The 19,434-nt window shown below is 62.3% G+C and carries 21 protein-coding genes and 1 tRNA gene; 13 read left to right on the plus strand and 9 right to left on the minus strand.

Going from position 1 to position 19,434, the window contains the following annotated elements:
• Window positions 1–203: 203 nt before the first annotated feature.
• The 4 genes from ACIGJG_RS05560 to ACIGJG_RS05575 all read right to left on the minus strand — a co-directional run bounded on the left by ACIGJG_RS05560 (window position 204) and on the right by ACIGJG_RS05575 (window position 2,978).
• The gene (locus ACIGJG_RS05560; protein ID WP_011297294.1) at window positions 204–638 is read right to left on the minus strand and encodes a universal stress protein; all 435 of its coding nucleotides are present in this window, start codon (window positions 636–638) and stop codon (window positions 204–206) included.
• A 45-nt stretch (window positions 639–683) separates the two neighbouring features.
• Window positions 684–1,778: a polyphosphate kinase 2 gene (ppk2, locus tag ACIGJG_RS05565; RefSeq protein ID WP_011297295.1), complete on the minus strand. Its 1,095-nt coding sequence runs from the start codon at window positions 1,776–1,778 to the stop codon at window positions 684–686.
• A 2-nt stretch (window positions 1,779–1,780) separates the two neighbouring features.
• Window positions 1,781–1,996 carry an HP1242/YdcH family protein gene (locus ACIGJG_RS05570; protein ID WP_011297296.1) on the minus strand — a complete coding sequence of 72 codons (216 nt, stop codon included), beginning with the start codon at window positions 1,994–1,996 and terminating at the stop codon, window positions 1,781–1,783.
• Between the two features lie 157 nt (window positions 1,997–2,153).
• Window positions 2,154–2,978, minus strand: a complete 825-nt coding sequence (locus ACIGJG_RS05575; protein WP_011297297.1) for an inositol monophosphatase family protein — start codon at window positions 2,976–2,978, stop codon at window positions 2,154–2,156.
• Window positions 2,979–3,157: 179 nt separating this feature from the next.
• On the opposite strand from ACIGJG_RS05575, the gene ACIGJG_RS05580 reads away from it, so the two are divergent.
• Together ACIGJG_RS05580 and cysE are read left to right on the plus strand one after the other, a co-directional pair.
• The gene (locus ACIGJG_RS05580; RefSeq protein ID WP_049796405.1) at window positions 3,158–4,036 is read left to right on the plus strand and encodes an RNA methyltransferase; all 879 of its coding nucleotides are present in this window, start codon (window positions 3,158–3,160) and stop codon (window positions 4,034–4,036) included.
• Window positions 4,037–4,298: 262 nt separating this feature from the next.
• The gene (cysE, locus tag ACIGJG_RS05585) at window positions 4,299–5,042 is read left to right on the plus strand and encodes a serine O-acetyltransferase (RefSeq protein ID WP_011297299.1); all 744 of its coding nucleotides are present in this window, start codon (window positions 4,299–4,301) and stop codon (window positions 5,040–5,042) included.
• Window positions 5,043–5,091: 49 nt separating this feature from the next.
• On the opposite strand, the gene ACIGJG_RS05590 is transcribed toward cysE, so the two are convergent.
• The 4 genes from ACIGJG_RS05590 to ACIGJG_RS05605 all read right to left on the minus strand — a co-directional run bounded on the left by ACIGJG_RS05590 (window position 5,092) and on the right by ACIGJG_RS05605 (window position 7,807).
• A complete protein-coding gene (locus tag ACIGJG_RS05590; protein WP_041679873.1) occupies window positions 5,092–5,889 on the minus strand; it encodes a UDP-2,3-diacylglucosamine diphosphatase in 798 nt (265 codons plus the stop codon).
• A 76-nt stretch (window positions 5,890–5,965) separates the two neighbouring features.
• Complete coding sequence (locus tag ACIGJG_RS05595) at window positions 5,966–6,466, minus strand: peptidylprolyl isomerase (protein ID WP_011297301.1); 501 nt, start codon at window positions 6,464–6,466, stop codon at window positions 5,966–5,968.
• A gap of 24 nt (window positions 6,467–6,490) precedes the next feature.
• Entirely contained in the window at window positions 6,491–7,078 is a 588-nt protein-coding gene (locus tag ACIGJG_RS05600) for a peptidylprolyl isomerase (RefSeq protein WP_011297302.1), read from the minus strand.
• A 78-nt stretch (window positions 7,079–7,156) separates the two neighbouring features.
• Complete coding sequence (locus ACIGJG_RS05605; protein ID WP_011297303.1) at window positions 7,157–7,807, minus strand: tetratricopeptide repeat protein; 651 nt, start codon at window positions 7,805–7,807, stop codon at window positions 7,157–7,159.
• Window positions 7,808–8,051: 244 nt separating this feature from the next.
• On the opposite strand from ACIGJG_RS05605, the gene cysS reads away from it, so the two are divergent.
• The 9 genes from cysS (at window position 8,052) to ACIGJG_RS05650 (ending at window position 15,342) form a co-directional block, all read left to right on the plus strand.
• Window positions 8,052–9,440: a cysteine--tRNA ligase gene (cysS, locus tag ACIGJG_RS05610; protein WP_011297304.1), complete on the plus strand. Its 1,389-nt coding sequence runs from the start codon at window positions 8,052–8,054 to the stop codon at window positions 9,438–9,440.
• On the plus strand, window positions 9,425–10,195 hold the full coding sequence (locus ACIGJG_RS05615; protein WP_011297305.1) for a DNA-3-methyladenine glycosylase family protein: 771 nt from the start codon (window positions 9,425–9,427) through the stop codon (window positions 10,193–10,195). The genes cysS and ACIGJG_RS05615 overlap by 16 nt, the downstream gene beginning before the upstream one ends.
• Before the next feature lie 115 nt (window positions 10,196–10,310).
• Window positions 10,311–11,282 carry an acetyl-CoA carboxylase carboxyltransferase subunit alpha gene (locus ACIGJG_RS05620; protein WP_011297306.1) on the plus strand — a complete coding sequence of 324 codons (972 nt, stop codon included), beginning with the start codon at window positions 10,311–10,313 and terminating at the stop codon, window positions 11,280–11,282.
• Window positions 11,248–12,702, plus strand: coding sequence for a tRNA lysidine(34) synthetase TilS (tilS, locus tag ACIGJG_RS05625; protein WP_011297307.1), 1,455 nt, complete (start codon window positions 11,248–11,250; stop codon window positions 12,700–12,702). The genes ACIGJG_RS05620 and tilS overlap by 35 nt, the downstream gene beginning before the upstream one ends.
• A 119-nt stretch (window positions 12,703–12,821) precedes the next feature.
• Entirely contained in the window at window positions 12,822–14,072 is a 1,251-nt protein-coding gene (locus tag ACIGJG_RS05630) for an aspartate kinase (protein WP_011297308.1), read from the plus strand.
• A 130-nt stretch (window positions 14,073–14,202) separates the two neighbouring features.
• Window positions 14,203–14,296 (plus strand) — tRNA-Ser (locus ACIGJG_RS05635).
• A gap of 154 nt (window positions 14,297–14,450) precedes the next feature.
• Window positions 14,451–14,666 carry a hypothetical protein gene (locus tag ACIGJG_RS05640; protein ID WP_041679533.1) on the plus strand — a complete coding sequence of 72 codons (216 nt, stop codon included), beginning with the start codon at window positions 14,451–14,453 and terminating at the stop codon, window positions 14,664–14,666.
• Window positions 14,667–14,701: 35 nt separating this feature from the next.
• Window positions 14,702–14,968 (plus strand): hypothetical protein, encoded by a 267-nt coding sequence (locus tag ACIGJG_RS05645; RefSeq protein ID WP_483673053.1) that lies wholly within the window; start codon window positions 14,702–14,704, stop codon window positions 14,966–14,968.
• A 20-nt stretch (window positions 14,969–14,988) separates the two neighbouring features.
• Window positions 14,989–15,342, plus strand: a complete 354-nt coding sequence (locus tag ACIGJG_RS05650) for a hypothetical protein (RefSeq protein WP_140949015.1) — start codon at window positions 14,989–14,991, stop codon at window positions 15,340–15,342.
• A 366-nt stretch (window positions 15,343–15,708) separates the two neighbouring features.
• Here ACIGJG_RS05650 and ACIGJG_RS05655 read toward each other — a convergent pair whose 3' ends face one another.
• The gene (locus ACIGJG_RS05655) at window positions 15,709–16,602 is read right to left on the minus strand and encodes a transporter substrate-binding domain-containing protein (protein WP_011297309.1); all 894 of its coding nucleotides are present in this window, start codon (window positions 16,600–16,602) and stop codon (window positions 15,709–15,711) included.
• An 879-nt stretch (window positions 16,603–17,481) separates the two neighbouring features.
• On the opposite strand from ACIGJG_RS05655, the gene ACIGJG_RS05660 reads away from it, so the two are divergent.
• The gene (locus tag ACIGJG_RS05660) at window positions 17,482–18,135 is read left to right on the plus strand and encodes an acetyltransferase (protein ID WP_041679535.1); all 654 of its coding nucleotides are present in this window, start codon (window positions 17,482–17,484) and stop codon (window positions 18,133–18,135) included.
• 393 nt (window positions 18,136–18,528) lie between these two features.
• Entirely contained in the window at window positions 18,529–19,056 is a 528-nt protein-coding gene (locus ACIGJG_RS05665) for a hypothetical protein (RefSeq protein ID WP_011297311.1), read from the plus strand.
• Window positions 19,057–19,434: the final 378 nt, after the last annotated feature.

Here is a 19,434-nt window from a genome sequence, read left to right on the forward strand (position 1 = left end):
GCACGACGTTGCGGGTCGTTGCCGTCTCTTCCCCGGCATGTGATTCCGCAGCGCGCGGATGCGCGCCCGGATTGTGTCCGGACGGCCAAAGTAGGGAGTTTACCGCAGGCGGGCTTGTGACCCCAGCGCGTAGGGCCGGGAAATCTGGAGGATGGCCGGCATAGCCGCCGCTATGCCGGTGGAGAGAGGGCGTTGAACCAATATCAGCGGAACACGAGTACCGGAATCGTACTGTGCGTCAGCACCTTCTGGGTTTCACTGCCGAGCAGCAGCCCCGCGATGCCGCTGCGGCCATGCGATGCCATGAAAATGACGTCGCAAGCGAGATGCTGTGCGGAATTGATGATCCCGCGGAACGGCGCCGAGGCTGTCGAGACGTGTCCCGTGCACGGCACGCCCGCCAGTGCCGCGGCAGCCTCGATGCGCGAAAGCTCTTGCCTGGCGGCAGCTTCCATCCGTTGCTGGAACACGTCGCGCTTTTCATGGCTGGAGTCGGTCGACAGGACGTAGGGATACTCTTCCACGGACATATAGGGGGTCAGCCTGGCGCCAGTCGCACGCGCGAACTCAATGGCGGCGGAAACGGCCTTGTGCGAAAGCTCCGAGCCATCGACCGGGAGCAGGATGTGCTTGAACATGGTATTCCTTTCAATGACGGAAAGAGGGGGGGCGGGAAGGACTGGTCAGTTGGCGAGCGCGCGTCCGACGATCAGCGGGTCCGGCTGGCCAATCGCCGTGGTGTCGCGGTTGCCGTAAGGAAAGCGCGACAGGATGAAGCGCAGCGCATTCAGGCGCGCGCGCTTCTTGCAATCCGAGCGGATCACCGTCCACGGTGCATCGGCGGTGTCCGTATGGGCGAACATCGCTTCCTTGGCGCGTGTGTATGCATCCCACTTGTCGAGCGAGGCGATATCCACGGGGCTCAGCTTCCATTGCTTGAGCGGATGGACCTGGCGTTCCTTGAAGCGGCGGCGCTGTTCATGCCGGCTGACCGAGAACCAGAACTTGAACAAGTGGATGCCGCTGCGAACCAGATGGCGCTCGAATTCCGGTGCCTGCTGCAGGAAATCCTGGTACTCCTGCGGCGAGCAGAAGCCCATCACGTGTTCCACGCCCGCGCGGTTGTACCAGGAACGGTCGAACAGCACGATCTCGCCGGCTGACGGCAGGTGCTGCACGTAGCGCTGGAAGTACCATTGCCCCCGTTCGGACTCGGTGGGCTTTTCCAGTGCGACCACGCGCGCGCCGCGCGGGTTCATGTGTTCCATGAAGCGTTTGATGGTGCCGCCCTTGCCAGCCGCGTCGCGCCCTTCGAACACGATCACCACGCGCTGGCCGGTCTCGCGCACCCAGGCCTGCAGCTTCAGCAGTTCGACCTGCAGGCGGTACTTCTGCTTCTCGTAATTGCGGCGCGACATCAGGTTCTGGTACGGATACGCGCCGTCGCGCCAGGCCGCAGACAGTTCCTCGTCCGGATGCCGGTTGCGGCCGGCCTGCCAGGCGCCCGGGTCGCCTTCGAGGATCAGGCTGCGCAACTGCCCGGCCTCGTCGGGCGAGAGCCCGTCCATCAGCGCGCGGATCGAATCCAGCACGCTGTCCTTGTCCTGATGGGCAAGCACGTCCTGCATGCTGTTCGCCGCGAGCTGGACGGCGGCGCCGATGGCATCGTTCACCTCGTTGCGCTCGGCCGAGCGGGTCGTATTGGTGGGCAGCACGTCGCCGCGTGCGGTGGCGCGGACTGCGTCAGCCGCGCTGGTGTCATGGTTGGTTCCTGCCATGATCAAGCCTGTGTATTGCGCAGGATGGCGTAGAGCTGGTCCTTGAGCTGAAGCTTTTCCTTCTTGAGGCGCTCGATCTCCATGGTGGTGCCGTGCAGGATGCCGGCTTCCATATTGTGGATTTCCTGGTCCAGCTGGTTGTGGCGATCGAACAGCCGTGCGAAATGAGCGTCCTGCGTCTTCAGCAGGGAAATCTGGTCGCGGTATTCAGGGAACATGCGGGGCCTCCTCAGAAATGTGCTATGGCATTCCCATTCTGAGCAAGCACGGCTGCAGCGACCTTGACGTGGATCATCGCGGCCCGACGTCGCGGGCGGCGCAAAAACAAAAACGCCCGCCGGAGTGGCGGGCGCCTTGCGTATAAGAGGCAGGAACTCAGGCCGTGGCGGCGGGCTTGGCGTTGTCCAGCGAGTACGGCGACAGCAGGCGAACCATCTGGGCAAAGGCCTTCGGGTTGCCGGCCAACACTTCGCCTTGTTCCATTTGGCGCGCTTCGCCGGCGTAGTTGCCGACCAGGCCGCCCGATTCAGTGATCAGTAGCATGCCGGCAGCCATATCCCAGGGCTTCAGGCCGCTTTCGAAGAAGCCGTCCAGCCGGCCGCACGCCACATAGGCGAGGTCCAGCGCGGCGGCGCCAGGGCGGCGCAGGCCAGCGCAGCTGCGCGTCATCAGCGCGAAGATTTCCAGGTACTCGTCCACGCCTTCGAGGTCGCGGAACGGGAAGCCGGTGCCGATCAGGCAATCGGCCAGCTTGTCGCGGCGCGTGACGCGGATGCGGCGGTTGTTCAGGAATGCGCCGGCGCCCTTGCTCGCGGTAAACAGTTCGTCACGGGTCGGGTCGTAGACCACGGCCTGCGACGGAACGCCACGATGCAGCTGGGCGATCGATACGGCGTATTGCGGGAAGCCGTGGATGAAGTTGGTGGTGCCGTCGAGCGGGTCGATGACCCAGGTGTACTCGTGCTGGTCTTCGCCCTCGGCCCAGGACTGGCCGGACTCTTCCGCTAGAATGGCGTGTTCGGGGTAGGCAGTGCGGATGATCTCGATGATCGCCGCTTCGGCAGCCTTGTCGACCTCGGTCACGAAATCGTTGTGTTGTTTGCGCGAAACGCGCACCAGATCGACGTCTAGCGACGCGCGGTTGATGATGGAACCCGCCTTGCGGGCCGCCTTGATGGCGATATTGAGCATCGGATGCATGAATCTCTCCAGGCCGCACCGGATTTCCGCCATGGCGCGAACGATTTCGCGCACCGGGGTCCGGGCAGCTGACAACACAACGAATTGTAGAAGAACGTGGGGCGTCGCCATATGTGCTGCAAGCGTCTCGCTGGCAAGCAAAATATCGGCGCCGCGCCGAAGAAGAAGCTGAATTGTATATGAACCCGGCAAACGAGACGAGCCAGGCCGCCGGAACGGCCGCGCTGGCCATGCCTGCGGACGGCATGTTCGCCCGCGTGCGCTTTGTGCTGGTCGAAACCAGCCACCCCGGCAATGTCGGCTCGGTGGCGCGCGCGATCAAGACCATGGGCTTTGGCAGCCTGGTGCTGGTCTCGCCACGTGAGCCTGGCGTGCGCGAGCACCCGGATGCCGTGGCCATGGCCAGCGGCGCTGACGACGTGCTGGCCGGCGCGGTGATTGTGGACAGCATCGAAGCCGCGCTGGAGGGGGCCACGCAGACCGTGGCGATGACCGCACGGCAACGCGAGTTCGGCCCGCCCCGGCTGCTGCCGCGTGACGCTGCCGCACGCGGTGCCGAGTCGCTGGCTGCCCGGGCCGGGGACGAGATCGCATTCGTATTCGGCAACGAGCGCTACGGCCTGCCCAACGACGTCGTCGAGCGCTGCGTGGCGGTGACGCATATCCCCGCCAATCCGGTCTATGCCTCGCTCAATCTGGCCCAGGCCGTGCAGCTCATTGCCTACGAGATGCGCCTGGCGCTGCTGGACCGGGCGCAGGCCGCGCCGGACGACAGTGGCAATATCGGCTATGCTGGTGAGCCGGCGACGGCGGAGCAGGTCGAATCGATGTTCGGCCACCTGCAGCAGGGGCTGGAAGCGATTGGCTTCCTGGACCCGGCCAATCCGCGCAAGCTGATGACGCGCCTGCGGCGGCTGCTCGCACGTGCCGGGTTGGAGCGTGAGGAAGTGAACATCCTGCGCGGCATCGCCAAGCACATGCTGATCGCCGTGCGCGGCGGTCGCACCAAGCCAGAACAATCAGGGCCGTCCACACCGGCCAGGCAAGAGGAACATTGAACCGTGGCGCAGAACCAGGCCCAGACACCGAGTTTCCCCACTGCGACGCGCCGATGCGCGCGCAGGCCGGTGGCTGGTCGCGCGTCCCTGTCCCAGCGATGTTGAACACGCGTCGAAGCCAATGTCCCTGACGGCATCGGGGCCGCAAATCTCTTACACTCCCGGATCCCCGTTTTCACCGGCCAATGACCGCGCCGGCGACCGAGCCCACGGCAGATGCCCGCGCGGCTGGCGCACGGCGCGGCAACACGACACGACCAAGATGTTCTCTCGTCTGAAGGAAGATATCGACACCATCATGCTGCGCGATCCCGCCGCGCGCAGCCGCCTCGAAGTCCTGACCTGCTATCCCGGCCTGCATGCCGTGGTGTTCCACCGCTTTGCCCACGCTTGCTGGAATGGCGGCTTTCATTGGCTGGGACGCTGGATCTCGCACTGGTCCCGCTTTCTCACCGGCATCGAGATTCATCCTGCGGTGAAGCTGGGCCGTCGCGTATTTATCGACCACGGCATGGGTGTGGTGATCGGCGAAACCGCGGAGATCGGCGACGACTGCACGATCTACCAGGGCGTGACGCTGGGCGGTACGTCGCTGTACAAGGGCCAGAAACGGCATCCGACGCTGGGCGCCAACGTGGTGGTCAGCGCGGGCGCCAAGGTGCTTGGCGGTTTCGTGGTCGGTGACGGCGCTCGTGTGGGCTCCAATGCCGTGGTGCTCAAGCCCGTGCCTCCCGGTGCGACGGCGGTGGGCATTCCGGCGCGTATCATCCTGCCCGACGCGCCGACATCGCAGCAGGGTGCGAAGCAGGAGTTCTCAGCCTATGGCATCACGCCTAATGCGGATGATCCGGTGTCTCTCGCGCTCAAGGGGCTGATCGACAATGCAGCCAAGCAGAATGATCGTATCGAGGCCGTACTGGCCGCACTCGATCGCCTGGGCGAGCATCTCGAGAACACGCCGAACGACCGCTTCGATGCCAGCGAACTGCGCAGGCTGATGAAGTAGGCGACAGGCGACGGCGAAGCAAAAAATTAGGGGCAGCCGCGGCTGCCCCTTATGTCGTCTGCGGCAGCACGTGAAAGCCGCCTTCGTCGAGCTGCAGCACCGCGGCGCGCGGCTGGCTGCCATCGAGATCCCAATCGGTCAGCACCCATCGCACGCCGGCGGCATCCTGATGCCGTGCGGGCCGGTGAGTGTGGCCATGGACGAGCAGCCTGGCATCGCTGGCCTCGAGAAGGGCGGTCACCGCGGCCGGCGAGGTATCTCCGTACACGACGTGGGTCGGCTGTCCCTGGTCAACCTGGCGCTGGCGGCCGGCTTCGCTGTCGGCACGCAGCCGACGGGCCACGCCGAGACGTGCGGACAGCGGCAGGGCGAGGAATACCCGTTGCACCCAGCGCTTGCGGGTCCATCGTCGGAAACGGTTGTAGCGCTCGTCGTCGGTGCACAGCATGTCGCCATGGCTGAGCACCACGCGCTGGCCGGCGCACAGAATGACGGTGGGATCCGGAAGCAAGGTGGCTCCCGCCGCTTTGGCGAAGCGCTTGCCGAGCAGGAAATCGCGATTTCCGTGCATCAGGTAGACCGGCACGCCACGTCCTGCCAGCGTGCGCAGCGCCGTGGCCACCCGTGCGGCGAACGGCGAACTGGTCTCTTCGTCACCGACCCAGAACTCGAAGAAATCGCCAAGGATGAACAGCGTGCGCGCTTCCATGGCGGCACGTTCGAGCACGCGCTCGAACGCGGCCAGCGTGCGCGGCATGCCTGGCGTCAGGTGCAGATCGGAAATGAACCACGCCGGCGCCTGTACCTCGAGGGGACCGGCCACCGGCGTGGTGGGGATTGCGGTCATGCGCGCGGCCAGGTCGATGTAGTTGTCGGCAGGGAAGCGTGCATGAAGCCGCAATCGTGAAGCATGGATCGCGTTCTTACTCGACGACCACAGCCTTTTCGATCACGACGTCTTCCAGCGGCACGTCCTGATGGAAGCCCGAGCTGCCGGTGCGCACGCCCTTGATCTGGTCGACCACGTCGGTGCCTTCAACGACCTTGCCGAACACGGCGTAGCCGAAACCTTGCGGCGTCGGCGAGCTGAAGTTCAGGAAGTCGTTGTCGACCACGTTGATGAAGAACTGGGCCGTGGCGGAATGCGGTGCGTTGGTGCGCGCCATGGCCACGGTGTACTTGTCGTTCTTCAGGCCGTTGCCGGCCTCGTTTTCGATCGGGGCATCGGTGCCCTTTTGCTTCATGCCCGGCTCGAAGCCGCCGCCCTGGATCATGAAGTTCTTGATCACGCGGTGGAAGATGGTGTTGTCATAGTGGCCTTTGCGGACATACGACAGGAAGTTCTCGACCGACTTCGGAGCCTTCTCGGCGTCGAGTTCGATGGTGATGACACCCTGGTTGGTTTGGAGCTGGACCTTGGACATGGGCTTTCCTCTGTACGGTGGTGTTTATTGAATGACGCTGGCCGACTCGATCACAATGGGCGCAGCCGGCACATTGCGCATGGGGCCGTAGGCCGTGGTCGGCACGTTCTTGATCTTCTCGATCGTATCCATGCCTTCCACCACCTTGCCGAATACTGCGTAGCCGTTGCCGTCCGGCTGCGGGTAGTCGAGATTCGGATTATCCACCACATTGACGAAGAACTGAGCGGTGGCGGAATTCGGGTTTGCGGTGCGGGCCATGGCCACGGTGCCAGCCTTGTTCTTCAGGCCGTTCTGCGCTTCGAGCGGGATCGGAGCACGCGTCGGCTTTTCCTTCATCTCGCGGTCGAAGCCCCCGCCCTGGACCATGAAGCCGTTGATCACGCGGTGGAAGATGGTGCCGCTGTAGAAGCCGCTCTTCACATATTCCATGAAGTTGGCGACGGTCTTGGGCGCCGCGTCGGGATAGACCTCGACGGTGAACTTGCCTTGGTTGGTGACGAACTGCACACGTTCGGCTTTCTGCGTCTGCTGTGCCATCGACGGCAATGCGGACAGCGCCAGCGCGGCGGCGCTCAGGCCGGCCAGGAGGATGCGGCGGGAACGGATCATGACTGAAGCTCCGGTAGATTGGTGATTGCCGGGCCTTGGCAGCCCGGCAGCGGAACAGGCAATGTCTGGTGGCGGGTATCAGCGCGCGGCGGGAGCACTGGCCGGGGCGGTCACCGACGGGATGGCTGGCTTCGGCTGGCTTCCGGCCGGCCGCAACTGCCGCATTGCAGCGCCGGCGCGCGTATCGCCGGGGTTGCGGCGCAGCGCTTCGGCATAGGACTGCTCGGCCAGGCGGCGGTAGACGTCGCCAAGGTTGGTGTACCCGATGGCGAAGTCCGGCTTCACCTCCGTGGCCAGCAGCAGTTCGGCCTCGGCGCGCTTCAGGTCGCCGCGCTTTGCGTAGAGCAGCGCCAGGTTGTTGTGCGGCTCGGGCAGCTCCGGAAAGTCCTGCGCCATCTCGGCGAACGCCTGGATTGCCTGGTCCTCGCGTCCGGCCTGGGCCATGGCCCAGGCACGTTCGAAACGGGCCTGCGCGTTGCGCGGATTGGCGGCCAGCACGCGGTCGAAGCCGGAGATGGCTTCGTCGTAGCGTTTGCCGGCGGCGGCGCGTTCGGCCTTGTCCATGCCGGGATCTGCCGAGCGCGGGCCCGAAGGCGGCGCGGTCGGGGCTGCCAGGGACAGCGGGCCGTTCTGCGCATGGGCGGTGCCTGCCAGCGCGGCAAGCACGGCCAGTGCGGTCATGGCGTGGCGCGCCGGGGCGAAGCGCCGGGAGGGCAGGGTCAGGCTCATCGAGAATGGGTCCGTTATACTCCGCGGCATTCTAGCAAAGCGCCACCGCCGGCACGACGCACGTGCGCGCCGCGGCACCGTGTGCGTGCCGGGCAGCCGTTCGCCATGGGTGCGGGCAGGGCGCTTCCGGTAAGATATGGGGCTCCGGTGTTTGCGCGCGTGCGCCGCCGCTTGGGGCCCCACGAAGGATACAGGGCCGGGCGACGGCATACCGGCAGCCACCTCACATCACACACATTGCTTCATGCAGCTTCTGAACATCTACAACACGCTCGCGCGTGAGAAACAGCCTTTCGTGCCGATCGAGCCGGGCAAAGTCCGCATGTACGTATGCGGCATGACCGTCTACGACTACTGTCACGTTGGCCACGCGCGCGTGATGGTGGTGTTCGACATGGTGCATCGCTGGCTGCGCGCCGCGGGCTATGACGTGACCTTTGTCCAGAACATCACGGACATCGACGACAAGATCATCCGCCGCGCCGCCGAAAACGGCGAAACCATTGGCCAGCTGACTACCCGCTTCATCCAGTACATGCACGAGGATGCCGACGCGTTGGGGATCGTCCGACCGGACCATGAGCCGCGCGCGACCGACTATGTGCCGCAGATGCTGGACCTGATTGGCAAGCTCGAAGCCAATGGCCTGGCCTATCAGGCTACGGACGGCGACGTGAACTACTCGGTGCGCAAGTTCGATGGCTACGGCAAGCTCTCCGGCAAGTCGCTGGAAGATCTGCGCGCCGGCGAGCGTGTGACCGCCAACGATGCCAAGCAGGACCCGCTCGATTTCGTGCTGTGGAAGTCGGCCAAGGAAAGCGAGCCGCCCGAGAGCAAGTGGAATTCGAAGTGGGGCATGGGCCGCCCGGGCTGGCACATCGAATGCTCGGCCATGAGCTGCACGCTGCTGGGCGAGCATTTCGACATCCACGGCGGTGGTGCCGACCTGCAGTTCCCGCACCACGAGAACGAAATTGCCCAGTCTGAAGGTGCGAGCGGCAAGCCGTTCGTCAATGTGTGGATGCACAACGGTTTCGTGCGCGTGAATGACGAGAAGATGTCGAAATCGCTCGGCAACTTCTTCACCATCCGCGAAGTGCTGAAGGAGTACGACGCGGAAGTCGTGCGCTTCTTCATCCTGCGCGCGCACTACCGCAGCCCGCTGAACTACAGCGATGCCCACCTCGACGACGCGCGCCATGCGCTGACGCGGCTCTACACGGCGCTCAAGGACACGCAGCCCGGCGGCTATGCCGTGGACTGGGAAGAGGCGCACGCAAAGCGCTTTGCCGAAGCCATGTGCGATGACTTCAACACGCCGATTGCGGTGTCCGTGCTGTTCGATCTGGCCAGCGAAGTCAACCGTACGGGCTCTTCGGTGGCCGCACGCCAACTGAAGGGACTGGCTGGCACGCTGGGCCTGCTCGAACGCGATCCGCACACGTTCCTGCAAGGTGGCAAAAAGGTCGACGGCCCGTCGCCGGATGAGATCGAAGGTTTGATCGCCGCGCGCAAGACTGCCAAGGCCGAACGCAACTTCGCTGAAGCCGACCGCATCCGCGCGGATCTTCTGGCCGCAGGCATCGTGCTGGAAGACAAGCCGGGCGGTGCGACCGAATGGAGGCGTGCTTGAACGCTGCCGCGCGCAAGCCCGCCGCACCGGCCAAGACCACCAGCTCCCGTGCCGCCAAAGGCAGCGCCAAGGAAGGGAAGGTCGCGCTGCCGGAAGCCGAGGTTTTGCCGTTGCCGGTCGAGACCGTCATCGACGCCGTACGCCCGGCCTATTGGGACGAGGCCTGTGCCGACCTGATGAAGCGCGACCGCATCCTGCGCAAGATGATCCCGACCTATGGTCCGGCCCATCTGGTCTCTCGCGGCGATCCGTTCATCACCCTCGCTCGCTCGGTCGTGGGCCAGCAGATCTCCGTCAAGGCGGCGCAGTCGGTCTGGGAGCGGCTGGTGGGGGCATGCCCCAAGCTCACGCCGGCACAGTTCCTGCGGGCGGGTCCCGAGAAGCTGGCTGCGTGCGGGCTCTCGCGGCGCAAGGCGGAATACATTACCGACCTGGCTGATCACTTCAAGGCCGGCCGCGTCCACGTGAACGAATGGGCGGTGATGGACGATGAAGCCGTCATCGCCGAGCTGACGCAGATCCGCGGCATCGGCCGATGGACGGCTGAAATGTTCCTGATGTTCAACCTGATGCGGCCTAACGTGCTGCCTCTGGACGACATCGGGCTGATCAACGCCATCTCGGCAAATTACTTCAGCGGCGAGCCCGTGACCCGTAGCGAAGCGCGAGAAGTCGCGGCAAACTGGGAGCCCTGGCGCACGGTGGCCACATGGTACATGTGGCGTAGCCTGGACCCGCTGCCGGTGACGTATTAGGCATAGCCGTAAGAAAAAGTAGCTGCAGGTGCAGTAAAGGCTATCTGCCCGGCGCAAAGATAGCGGCCAAATTCCGGTAGAATGCGCCCCTTCACAGACAGGTACGTGTGATTTTATGAAAACCACCTTCCTGGATTTTGAGCAGCCCATTGCCGAACTCGAGGCAAAGATCGAAGAACTGCGTTTCGTGCAGGACGATTCGGCTGTCGATATTTCCGAAGAGATTTCGCGGCTGGCCGGCAAGAGCCAGCAGCTTACCAAGGACATCTACGCCAACCTGACCCCGTGGCAGGTTGCGCAGATCGCCCGTCATCCGCAGCGCCCGTACACGCTCGACTACGTGCGTGAAATCTTTACCGATTTCCACGAGCTGCATGGCGACCGCACCTTTGCCGACGACCTTTCGATTGTCGGTGGCCTGGCCCGCTTCAACGGCCAGTCGTGCATGGTGATCGGCCACCAAAAGGGCCGTGACACGAAAGAGCGCGCCATGCGCAATTTCGGCATGCCCAAGCCCGAGGGCTACCGCAAGGCCAAGCGCCTGATGGAACTGGCCGACAAGTTCGGCCTCCCGATCTTCACGTTCGTCGACACGCCGGGCGCGTTCCCCGGCATCGACGCCGAGGAGCGCGGCCAGTCCGAGGCGATCGGCCACAACCTGTATGTGATGGCCGGCCTGAAGGTGCCTCTGATCGCCACCATCATCGGTGAAGGCGGCTCGGGCGGTGCGCTGGCCATTGCCGTGGGCGACGTAGTGCAGATGCTGCAGTTCGCGACTTACGCTGTGATTTCGCCCGAAGGCTGCGCTTCGATCCTGTGGAAGACCGCCGAGAAGGCGCCGGAAGCCGCGGAAGCGCTTGGGCTGACCGCCCACCGCCTGAAGGCACTGGGCCTGATCGACAAGATCGTGAGCGAGCCGCTGGGTGGTGCCCATCGCGACGTCAAGGGCATGGCCGCCATGCTCAAGCGTTCGCTGGCTGAATCCCTGCGCCAGTTCCAGGGCGTGAGCGTGAAGGAACTGCAGGCGCGCCGCTACGAGCGCCTGCTGGCCTATGGCAAGTTCAAGGAAACCGGCGCCCAGGAGTGATCCGTCCGATCGCCTGACCGACAAGGTCGCACAGGCTCTTCAGGCCAGTGCGGCCTTTGTTGTTTCTGGCGGGACGGGCGCAAGCGCTACCGACATGGTGGTGGCCGTGGCGCTGTCCGGCGGCCGCGACTCCGTAGCGCTTCTCCATGCCACGCAGGCGGCCGTGTCTGCGTGGCGCATGCCGGCCCGCGTGGTCGCCCTGCATGTTCACCATGGCCTGCAGGCGCAGGCCGATGCGTGGGATGCATTCTGCGCGGATCTGTGCGCGCGATGGGAGCTGGGTTATTTCGTGCGCCGCGTGTCAGTGCAGGCCGGCACGGGCGAGGGCATCGAGGCCGCCGCGAGGCGCGCGCGCTATGAAGCGCTCGGCGACATGTGCCGAGCGAGCGGTGCCCGCTTTTTGCTGTTCGCGCACCATCTCGATGACCAGGTCGAAACCGTGCTGCTCCGTCTCTTTCGCGGCGCGGGAGTGGCGGGTATGTCCGGCATGCCTGCGATGCGCAAACTGGACGAAGCGGGCGACATCATGCTTTTGCGGCCATGGCTCGAAGTCCCGCGTGCCGACATCGACAGCTATTGCGCCGCGCATGAACTCGCATGGATCGATGATCCGTCCAACGACAGCACGCGTTATGCGCGCAACGCCTTGCGCGCGCAATTGCCGCTGCTGGAGCGGGATTTCCCCGCCTTGCGCGCCAATGTTGCCCAGGCCGCCGCGCACTTTGCGCAGGCCGCCCGCATGCTCGACGATCTCGCGGGCACCGAGCTGGCTCGGCTGGCCGCGCCAGGACGCGATCCCGATACGCTCGCCGAACTGGACCTGTCAGGCCTGCGCGCGCTACCCGCTTCCCACGCCGATGCCGTGCTGCGTCTCTGGTTACGCGACCTCGGCGCACGCGCGCCATCCACGGCGAGGCTGGCGGCTATGCGCGAACAGTTGCTTGACCACAGTGGTGGTGAACCGGCCATCGCCCATGACAACCTGGTGCTGCGCCGATTCCAGGGCAGGGTGCTGGCCTGCACGCCGGAGCCGGATGCGCCGCCGACGGCGCAGGCGCTGACCTGGCGCGGCGAGCCGCGCATCGTAGTCCCTGCCTGGCGTGGCGAACTGCGCTTTACGCGCGACGATACCTTCGGCGTGCCGGAAGCCGTGCTCCAGCAGCCGTTGCGGATCGCGCAGCGCACTGGCGGCGAGCGCATCGTGCTGCGGCCCGGCGGCCCCGCGCGCGCACTCAAGCAGGCTTATCAGGAGGCCGGTGTGCCGCGCTGGCGCCGATGCTGGCTGCCACTGCTGTGGGCCGGCGATACGCTTGTGATGGCCGCAGGCCTGGGCATGCACCGGCGCTGGACAGAGGCGCCGCACGCGCCGCGCTGGCGCGTCGAGTGGATGCAGGCGACGGCTGGTACACGCATCCCGTAGCCAGGATTTTCGACGCCAACATCACATTCCATCCGCCGGCGAAGCCGCTACGCCTTGCCTGATGGTCGCGGTTCGTGTATTTTCAAGAGCTTTGCACAATCGCTGGCGTCGACAAGAAGATGGCTCTCATCGTTCACAAATACGGCGGCACTTCGATGGGTTCCACGGAACGCATCAAGAATGTCGCCAAGCGCGTGGCCAAGTGGCACCGCGCCGGTCACCGCGTAGTCGTGGTGCCTTCGGCCATGTCAGGCGAAACCAATCGCCTGCTGGGACTCGCCAAGGAAATTTCGGCACAGCCGGACCCGCGTGAACTGGACATGCTCGCCTCGACCGGCGAACAGGCCAGCGTCGCGCTGCTGGCCATCGCGCTGCATGGCGAAAACATCGACGCGGTCAGCTACACGGGCTGGCAGGTGCCGGTGAAGACCGACTCGTCCTACACCAAGGCGCGTATCGAGTCGATCGACGACGAGCGCATCCTCGGCGATCTCGATGCGGGCCGCGTGGTGGTGATCACCGGCTTCCAGGGCATCGACGACGACGGCAACATCACGACGCTGGGCCGTGGCGGCTCGGATACCTCGGCTGTGGCTATCGCCGCCGCGATCGAGGCCGATGAGTGCCTGATCTACACCGACGTGGACGGCGTCTACACGACCGATCCGCGTGTAGTGGAAGACGCGCGCCGGCTGGACAAGATTACCTTCGAAGAGATGCTGGAAATGGCCAGCCTCGGCTCCAAGGTGCTGCAGATCCGCTCCGTGGAGTTCGCCGGCAAGTACCGCGTGAAGACCCGCGTACTGTCGTCGCTGACCGACCCGCTTATGCCGCTCGAGAACGAAATCAACTCGGGCACGCTGATCACTTTTGAGGAAGATTCCAACATGGAAGCCGCCGTTATCTCGGGCATCGCCTTCGCCCGTGACGAAGCCAAGATCACCGTTCTGGGCGTGCCGGACAAGCCGGGCATCGCGTACCAGATCCTGGGCCCGGTCGCCGACGCCAACATCGACGTCGACATGATCATCCAGAACCAGTCGGTGGACGGTAAGACCGACTTCACATTCACCGTGCCGCGCGGCGACTACCAGCGCACGCTGACGCTCCTGACGGACAGCGTCAAGCCGCACGTCGGTGCCGCCAACGTTTCGGGCGACCCGAAGGTGTCGAAGGTGTCGGTGGTGGGCGTGGGCATGCGCTCGCACGTGGGCGTCGCCAGCAAGATGTTCCGCACGCTGTCGGAAGAGGGCATCAACATCCAGATGATCTCCACCTCGGAAATCAAGATCTCGGTGCTGATCGACGAAAAGTACATGGAACTCGCCGTGCGCGCACTGCACAAGGCGTTCGAACTGGAACAGGCCTGATCCGTTCGTAAGGACCTCTAGCGGGGCTGAGAATTTTTGTGTTGAGTTATCGATTTTTCGTTGACTAACCAGGAAGGCATCGCTAGAATTTGCGCTTCGTTGTTCGGCTCCCTCGAACAACGCAAGTTTGGGAGACGTGGCCGAGAGGTCGAAGGCACTCCCCTGCTAAGGGAGCATCTGGGCCAAAACCTGGATCGAGGGTTCGAATCCCTCCGTCTCCGCCAGCAATGGCGGCGAACCCCGGAAGATCGCGGTCTTCCGGGGTTTTGTTTTTTGTACTCCCCATCTTACCCCACCGCAAAATGGGGCGCCTTCCTCTCAGCGTGCGCTTGGCAGCATGTGTTCGTCGGGTAGTACCATGGCCGCTAGGAGGTGGTGATGGCGAACAACCCAGATTGGCTAACACTCGAACATCTCGTCGCCGAGATTCAGGCGAAGCTGGCGCCCGGCGCCGAGATAGTCCACAACGCAAAGTTACGGGGACAGATCTCTGAGACAGATCGTCAGATCGATATCCTGCTGCGGCAGCATATCGGTCAGTACCTGATGACGATTGTCATAGACTGCAAGGACTACAAGACCCCGTCGACGTGAAGGGCGTCGAAGTGTTCTATGGTCTTGTCGAGGATGTGCAGGCTTACAAAGGAGTATTGGTCTGCCCGGCCGGGTTCACTCCCTCAGCGCGGAAGACGGCAAGGAAGCGGGGTGTTGATCTCTTCCGGCCTGTCGATACCGGCGATCATAAGTGGCGTGTCCAGGCATCAGTTCCGGTGATTTGCGACGTGCGGACTTGCATGATGTCGTTCGGCGTTAGTGTGACTTCGCCACTTCCGATGCGTATTATGGAGCACCCTGCCTCATTTGACGTTTTCACGTCTGACGGCATATATATATAGGGTCTCCCTTTGATACTGCAGTGAATGCTTGGGACCAAGGGTTGCTGCCGCTTGCTCCCGGTGAACACAAAGACTTGGCCCTTTTTCAGCCGCAAAGCTTTGTCGAAAACGGCTATGAGACTCTCATGCCTATGTCGTTGTATCTCAATCTCTATGTCGAGCAGGAACTCTACTATGGGGACCTCCCCCTCGACAAAGTCAGTGGATTTCTTGACGAGCATACGGGCAACGTCATCGCGAATGCATTTTCCACCGGACACCTAGACTGGGAGAATGTTCGGAGCAACTGGCACAGATTAAAGAACGACGAGCAACCCCCTAAGCCGCCTGTATTCCAATTCGGAGCGCTCCAGTGCATCGGTATAGAGGACTGAAGCTATTTTGAAAGCCTTGCTTGCGGACTTTGTCGACAGACAGCTTGGGGCAGGCGCCTTGGAGAATAGCTATGAAGGCCCCGCTTTGGCGCGGACTCCGAGACGGCGAGTGATGGGCCGAAAAGAATCTTCAACGTCATGACGCACGTTGATCCGGTCGACGTGAGATGAAGTCTTATGGTCAATCAAAAAAATACACTTGGCGGGACTAGTATGAGAAACAATTGCGATTTGTTCTCACGAAGATAACCAGCAGCATTTCTCTCTGGTACAGTGCGCCGTCTCAATCGAATGAAAGTCACTTTCACGCGCGCGCGTGCGAATCCCATGATCTTGTTCCCACTAGCTCACGGCCCCTATCCGGACTTATTGAGCAGGCTTATCGCTGCGTATCTTGATATTGGCGCGTAATGCGTCGCTCATCGGCATATTCAGATTCGCGCCGGCGGGAGGGATCGGCGACTCGAACCATTTCTTGTACAGCCGTGTGAACTCCCCCGACTTCATCAACCGTGTGATCGTGCCGTCCACCAATTTTTTAAACTCGGTATCGTCCTTGCGAACCATGCACGCATATGGTTCCACTTGAAGGGTATCACCTACGATTTCGAGCGCGGATGGACTGCGCGAGTTGGCTCGAAGGCCGAACAGCAACACGTCGTCGAGGGCAAGCGCCACGGCTCGGTCGTTCAATACCAGTTGCATGGCATCCGCGTAGTCCTTGCCTGAGATCAATTGGATATCCAGATTGTGGTCGGCGCTGTATTGGCTCAGGAGTTTCTCGTTTGTGCTACCTGCCGTGCTGGCCACCGTCTTTTTCGTGAGATCGGAGTAGTTCTTGATGCCGGAATTCTTCTTGGTCAGCAAGCGCGTTCCGGCGTAGAACACGTTGATCGAAAACGCGACCTCTTTCCCGCGGGCACTGGTGTTGGTGGTGGATCCGCACTCCAGGTCATAGGTGCCGCTCACCAACATGGGGATTCGGTTTTGCCCCGTCACGGGGACGTAGTCGACCTTAAGGTTGGGCTTCTTCAGCCGGCTGCGCACATCGTCGATGATCGCTTCTGTCAGATCGACCGAGAATCCGACTGCTTTGTGTGGCGCCAGCAGATAGCTGAACGGCACGGCGGCCTCCCGATAGGAGACCGTGATCTTGTCGCTTGACGCGATCTTTTCCAGCGTTTGTGCATAAACATCGGAAGCGCCGAGCGGCAGTCCGGCAGCGATCAGCACAGCGGCGACAACGGGAATGCTTTTCATTTTTATGTTCTCCATCGAAGCGAACGCGGGGCGGCCAATCCGGTCGCCGGCATGCTGATACGACTGTAGATGCCACCGCGGTCGAGTGGTTGACCAACGTCAATGCACAACGAATGGGGCGGCGTGGAGGTCGAAATTTGTGATCGACGCGATGACTTGGGCTCACGTCAGTGGGTAGAAAGAGCCCGGGCACCTCGAAGACGGCTAGACCGCGGCCGAAAGTGCGACGTGTACGATGAGCCCGCAGCTGCTGCGCGCGTTTGCACTGTGGTCGAGCGATCGCAGTCGGAACCCCATCCCGCACAGTCGAGCTTGGCTGGGCCGCAAGATAAAACGCCGCAAAAAGTTTAGCGAATACGGGGGACGAAGACGATTTGATGCGCCTCTTCCACGCAACTTCGTCGTCCATGCCTCCAACGCCGTGACATGCGCGCTCAGCACCGTCGTATGTCTTGTCGGCGCAGCCTTGGCTGCATAAGCAAAGGCTGCGCAGCCACTCGGGCGGTTACGAAGCTACGGAGCGCCTACGTCATCGCGGCCCCAGTTTCATCTTCTGGCGGTAGTGGTCGTTGCGAGAAGCCAACAACCGTTCGGTGCCGAGCAGATTATGGTCACGGGAGCATAGCTTTGTGGCCAACATGCGCTAAATTTAAAAAACCTTAAATGAGATGTGCAGATTTCTTAAATCTGGGTAACTGGATTCTCGCGGACTTGCCTGTTTACTAGGTTAGGACCGACGTGCTCCGCCCGTCGATCCCCATTTGCCGCAATATCTAAGGACTAGTCTCAGGAAGACGGCCGTAGTGCGGTGGGCCCGGCCTGCGTTGCGGAGGGAGGTGCTCTTGGTCCGCGATACAAACCATGCGAGCAAAGGCAACCATGAAGCGCATCGTCGTCATCGGGTCAGGCGGACATGCCCGGTCCGTCATCGATGTGGTGGAGAGGCAGGGCAAGTACCGCATCGTCGGGTTAGTAGACGACACTCCGCGCGAAGTGATGGGCTATCGCGTGATCGGCAATGAGACCGCCCTCCAGGCGCTGGTCAAGGAATACCGGATCGATGAGGCGCTGATCGCTATTGGCGACAACAACGTGCGCGCGCAGGTAGCCAAACGAATTGAGGCGCTGTGCGCCGGGATTCAATTTGCCGTAGCCATTCATCCAGCGGCATGCATTGGACGGGATGCAACGATCGGTACTGGCACCGTTGTCATGGCGGGTGCGGTGGTCAATGCATGCTCGGCTATTGGCCGTCATTGCATCATCAACACTGGAGCATGCATCGATCATGACTGCAAGGTTGGCGACTTCGTTAGCCTGGCACCGGGAGTCATCACAGGAGGCGATTGCAACATTGGTACCTATGCCGCCATTGGGTTGGGCGCCAATCTTATCCATGGCGTCACAATAGGGGATCAAACGGTCATCGGGGCGGGAGCTCTCGTCATCAATGACATAGAAAGGCAGTCTGTTGCCTATGGGGTGCCAGCCAAAGTTGTCCGGTTGCGCGAGCAAGGAGAGCAGTATTTGTAATCGTCAGTCCAACATGGCGAAGCCTCTTGCGTAAGGTACTGATCCACTCAGGCATCCCGATAAGTTTACTGGAAGGAGAGAAGTCCTCCACTGATCATGGGCCAGCCTCATGCGCTTGCGCAGATGTTGTCTGTATGCCAAAGGTTCTTTGCCATGGTTGCCGTGGAAGGCAGCGCATCACCTTACTAGCTTGCTGAAAATCAACTTTCGCGCCTTGCTTTTTTGAGGAAGCCGCCTAGCGTTAATGGCACAACCTGATGTCTTGCCATGGCGATCAAGGTTGCGCCCATGCATTGTATGTCAACGCCGCAGGCGGGCGACCGGCGTGGAAAAAAGGGCACGCTTTCTCCTTGCTGATATCACAACCGGTTCCTCATGGGATGAGTCAAGGCGATGACTGGCGAAGCACACAAGCACAGCGGCCTCAAACATCGGGCCATGGAGGAGTTGAGGGCTTTCTGGATCATCACCTTCTATCTCTTCCTGCTGATAGGCACCTTCATGGTTTACCGCCGCCTGCTCCTGTCGGAGTTCGACGTCGTCTATCTCAATTACGGATTCGCCTTCTTCGAAGCGCTGATCATCGCCAAGGTCATCATGATCGGCGACGCGTTGAAGCTTGGGCGGCGCTTCGAGAGCGGTCCGTTGGCCGTGTCGGTGATCTACAAATCGCTGGTCTATGGGGGGCTTGTGTTTTTCCTGGGCGCTCTCGAACATGTCTTGGATGGGTTGACCCACAAGCAGAACCTGGATGGCATCGTTCACGGAATGATCGAGTACGGCGTCTATGAACTGCTTGCGCGGACCGTGATGATGTTCGGTGCGTTCATTCCGTTCTTTGCGTTCTGGGAAGTTGGGCGGGTCATTGGCCCCCAAAAACTTGCGGCCATGTTTTTTGGGAGAAATGAACGGACATCTTGACTGCCCACGCGAGTTGATGGCGCGGTGCCTGATCTGCCCGTCATCAGTCGCTTTCATTGCGCGCATTTCTCTGCGTTTCCCTCACTGTGCTGGCGGCTCGAAGCGCGCGCCGCCAGCACCCAGAAAAGGGTTGAGCAGATCCCCAGTGGACCCGACGCCTTTTGCAAGCAGCTTCGGCAAAGGCCACCACGCAAGCCGGATACATGCATGCAGACCATCTCGACATCACGAACAAGAAGCTTGCAAAAGGCGTCGGGTCCATACATGCACGAGAAGGACGATTACCCATGGCGCGCTCGATAAGGGCGTCGCCAGGCCTTCGATGCCAGAGGCGATGGTTTCCAGGAAACCGGTGCGGGTCTCGGGCGTCGTTTCGCG

The organism is Cupriavidus sp. C1SS-2L, assembly GCF_057073735.1.

Coding starts and splice junctions, on each gene's coding strand:
- ACIGJG_RS05560 (WP_011297294.1), bottom strand. CDS start 638: ATGTTCAAGCACATCCTGCTCCCGGTCGATGGCTCGGAGCTTTCGCAC.
- ppk2 (WP_011297295.1), bottom strand. CDS start 1,778: ATGGCAGGAACCAACCATGACACCAGCGCGGCTGACGCAGTCCGCGCC.
- ACIGJG_RS05570 (WP_011297296.1), bottom strand. CDS start 1,996: ATGTTCCCTGAATACCGCGACCAGATTTCCCTGCTGAAGACGCAGGAC.
- ACIGJG_RS05575 (WP_011297297.1), bottom strand. CDS start 2,978: ATGCATCCGATGCTCAATATCGCCATCAAGGCGGCCCGCAAGGCGGGT.
- ACIGJG_RS05580 (WP_049796405.1), top strand. CDS start 3,158: ATGAACCCGGCAAACGAGACGAGCCAGGCCGCCGGAACGGCCGCGCTG.
- cysE (WP_011297299.1), top strand. CDS start 4,299: ATGTTCTCTCGTCTGAAGGAAGATATCGACACCATCATGCTGCGCGAT.
- ACIGJG_RS05590 (WP_041679873.1), bottom strand. CDS start 5,889: ATGACCGCAATCCCCACCACGCCGGTGGCCGGTCCCCTCGAGGTACAG.
- ACIGJG_RS05595 (WP_011297301.1), bottom strand. CDS start 6,466: ATGTCCAAGGTCCAGCTCCAAACCAACCAGGGTGTCATCACCATCGAA.
- ACIGJG_RS05600 (WP_011297302.1), bottom strand. CDS start 7,078: ATGATCCGTTCCCGCCGCATCCTCCTGGCCGGCCTGAGCGCCGCCGCG.
- ACIGJG_RS05605 (WP_011297303.1), bottom strand. CDS start 7,807: ATGAGCCTGACCCTGCCCTCCCGGCGCTTCGCCCCGGCGCGCCACGCC.
- cysS (WP_011297304.1), top strand. CDS start 8,052: ATGCAGCTTCTGAACATCTACAACACGCTCGCGCGTGAGAAACAGCCT.
- ACIGJG_RS05615 (WP_011297305.1), top strand. CDS start 9,425: ATGGAGGCGTGCTTGAACGCTGCCGCGCGCAAGCCCGCCGCACCGGCC.
- ACIGJG_RS05620 (WP_011297306.1), top strand. CDS start 10,311: ATGAAAACCACCTTCCTGGATTTTGAGCAGCCCATTGCCGAACTCGAG.
- tilS (WP_011297307.1), top strand. CDS start 11,248: ATGGCAAGTTCAAGGAAACCGGCGCCCAGGAGTGATCCGTCCGATCGC.
- ACIGJG_RS05630 (WP_011297308.1), top strand. CDS start 12,822: ATGGCTCTCATCGTTCACAAATACGGCGGCACTTCGATGGGTTCCACG.
- ACIGJG_RS05640 (WP_041679533.1), top strand. CDS start 14,451: ATGGCGAACAACCCAGATTGGCTAACACTCGAACATCTCGTCGCCGAG.
- ACIGJG_RS05655 (WP_011297309.1), bottom strand. CDS start 16,602: ATGAAAAGCATTCCCGTTGTCGCCGCTGTGCTGATCGCTGCCGGACTG.
- ACIGJG_RS05660 (WP_041679535.1), top strand. CDS start 17,482: ATGAAGCGCATCGTCGTCATCGGGTCAGGCGGACATGCCCGGTCCGTC.
- ACIGJG_RS05665 (WP_011297311.1), top strand. CDS start 18,529: ATGACTGGCGAAGCACACAAGCACAGCGGCCTCAAACATCGGGCCATG.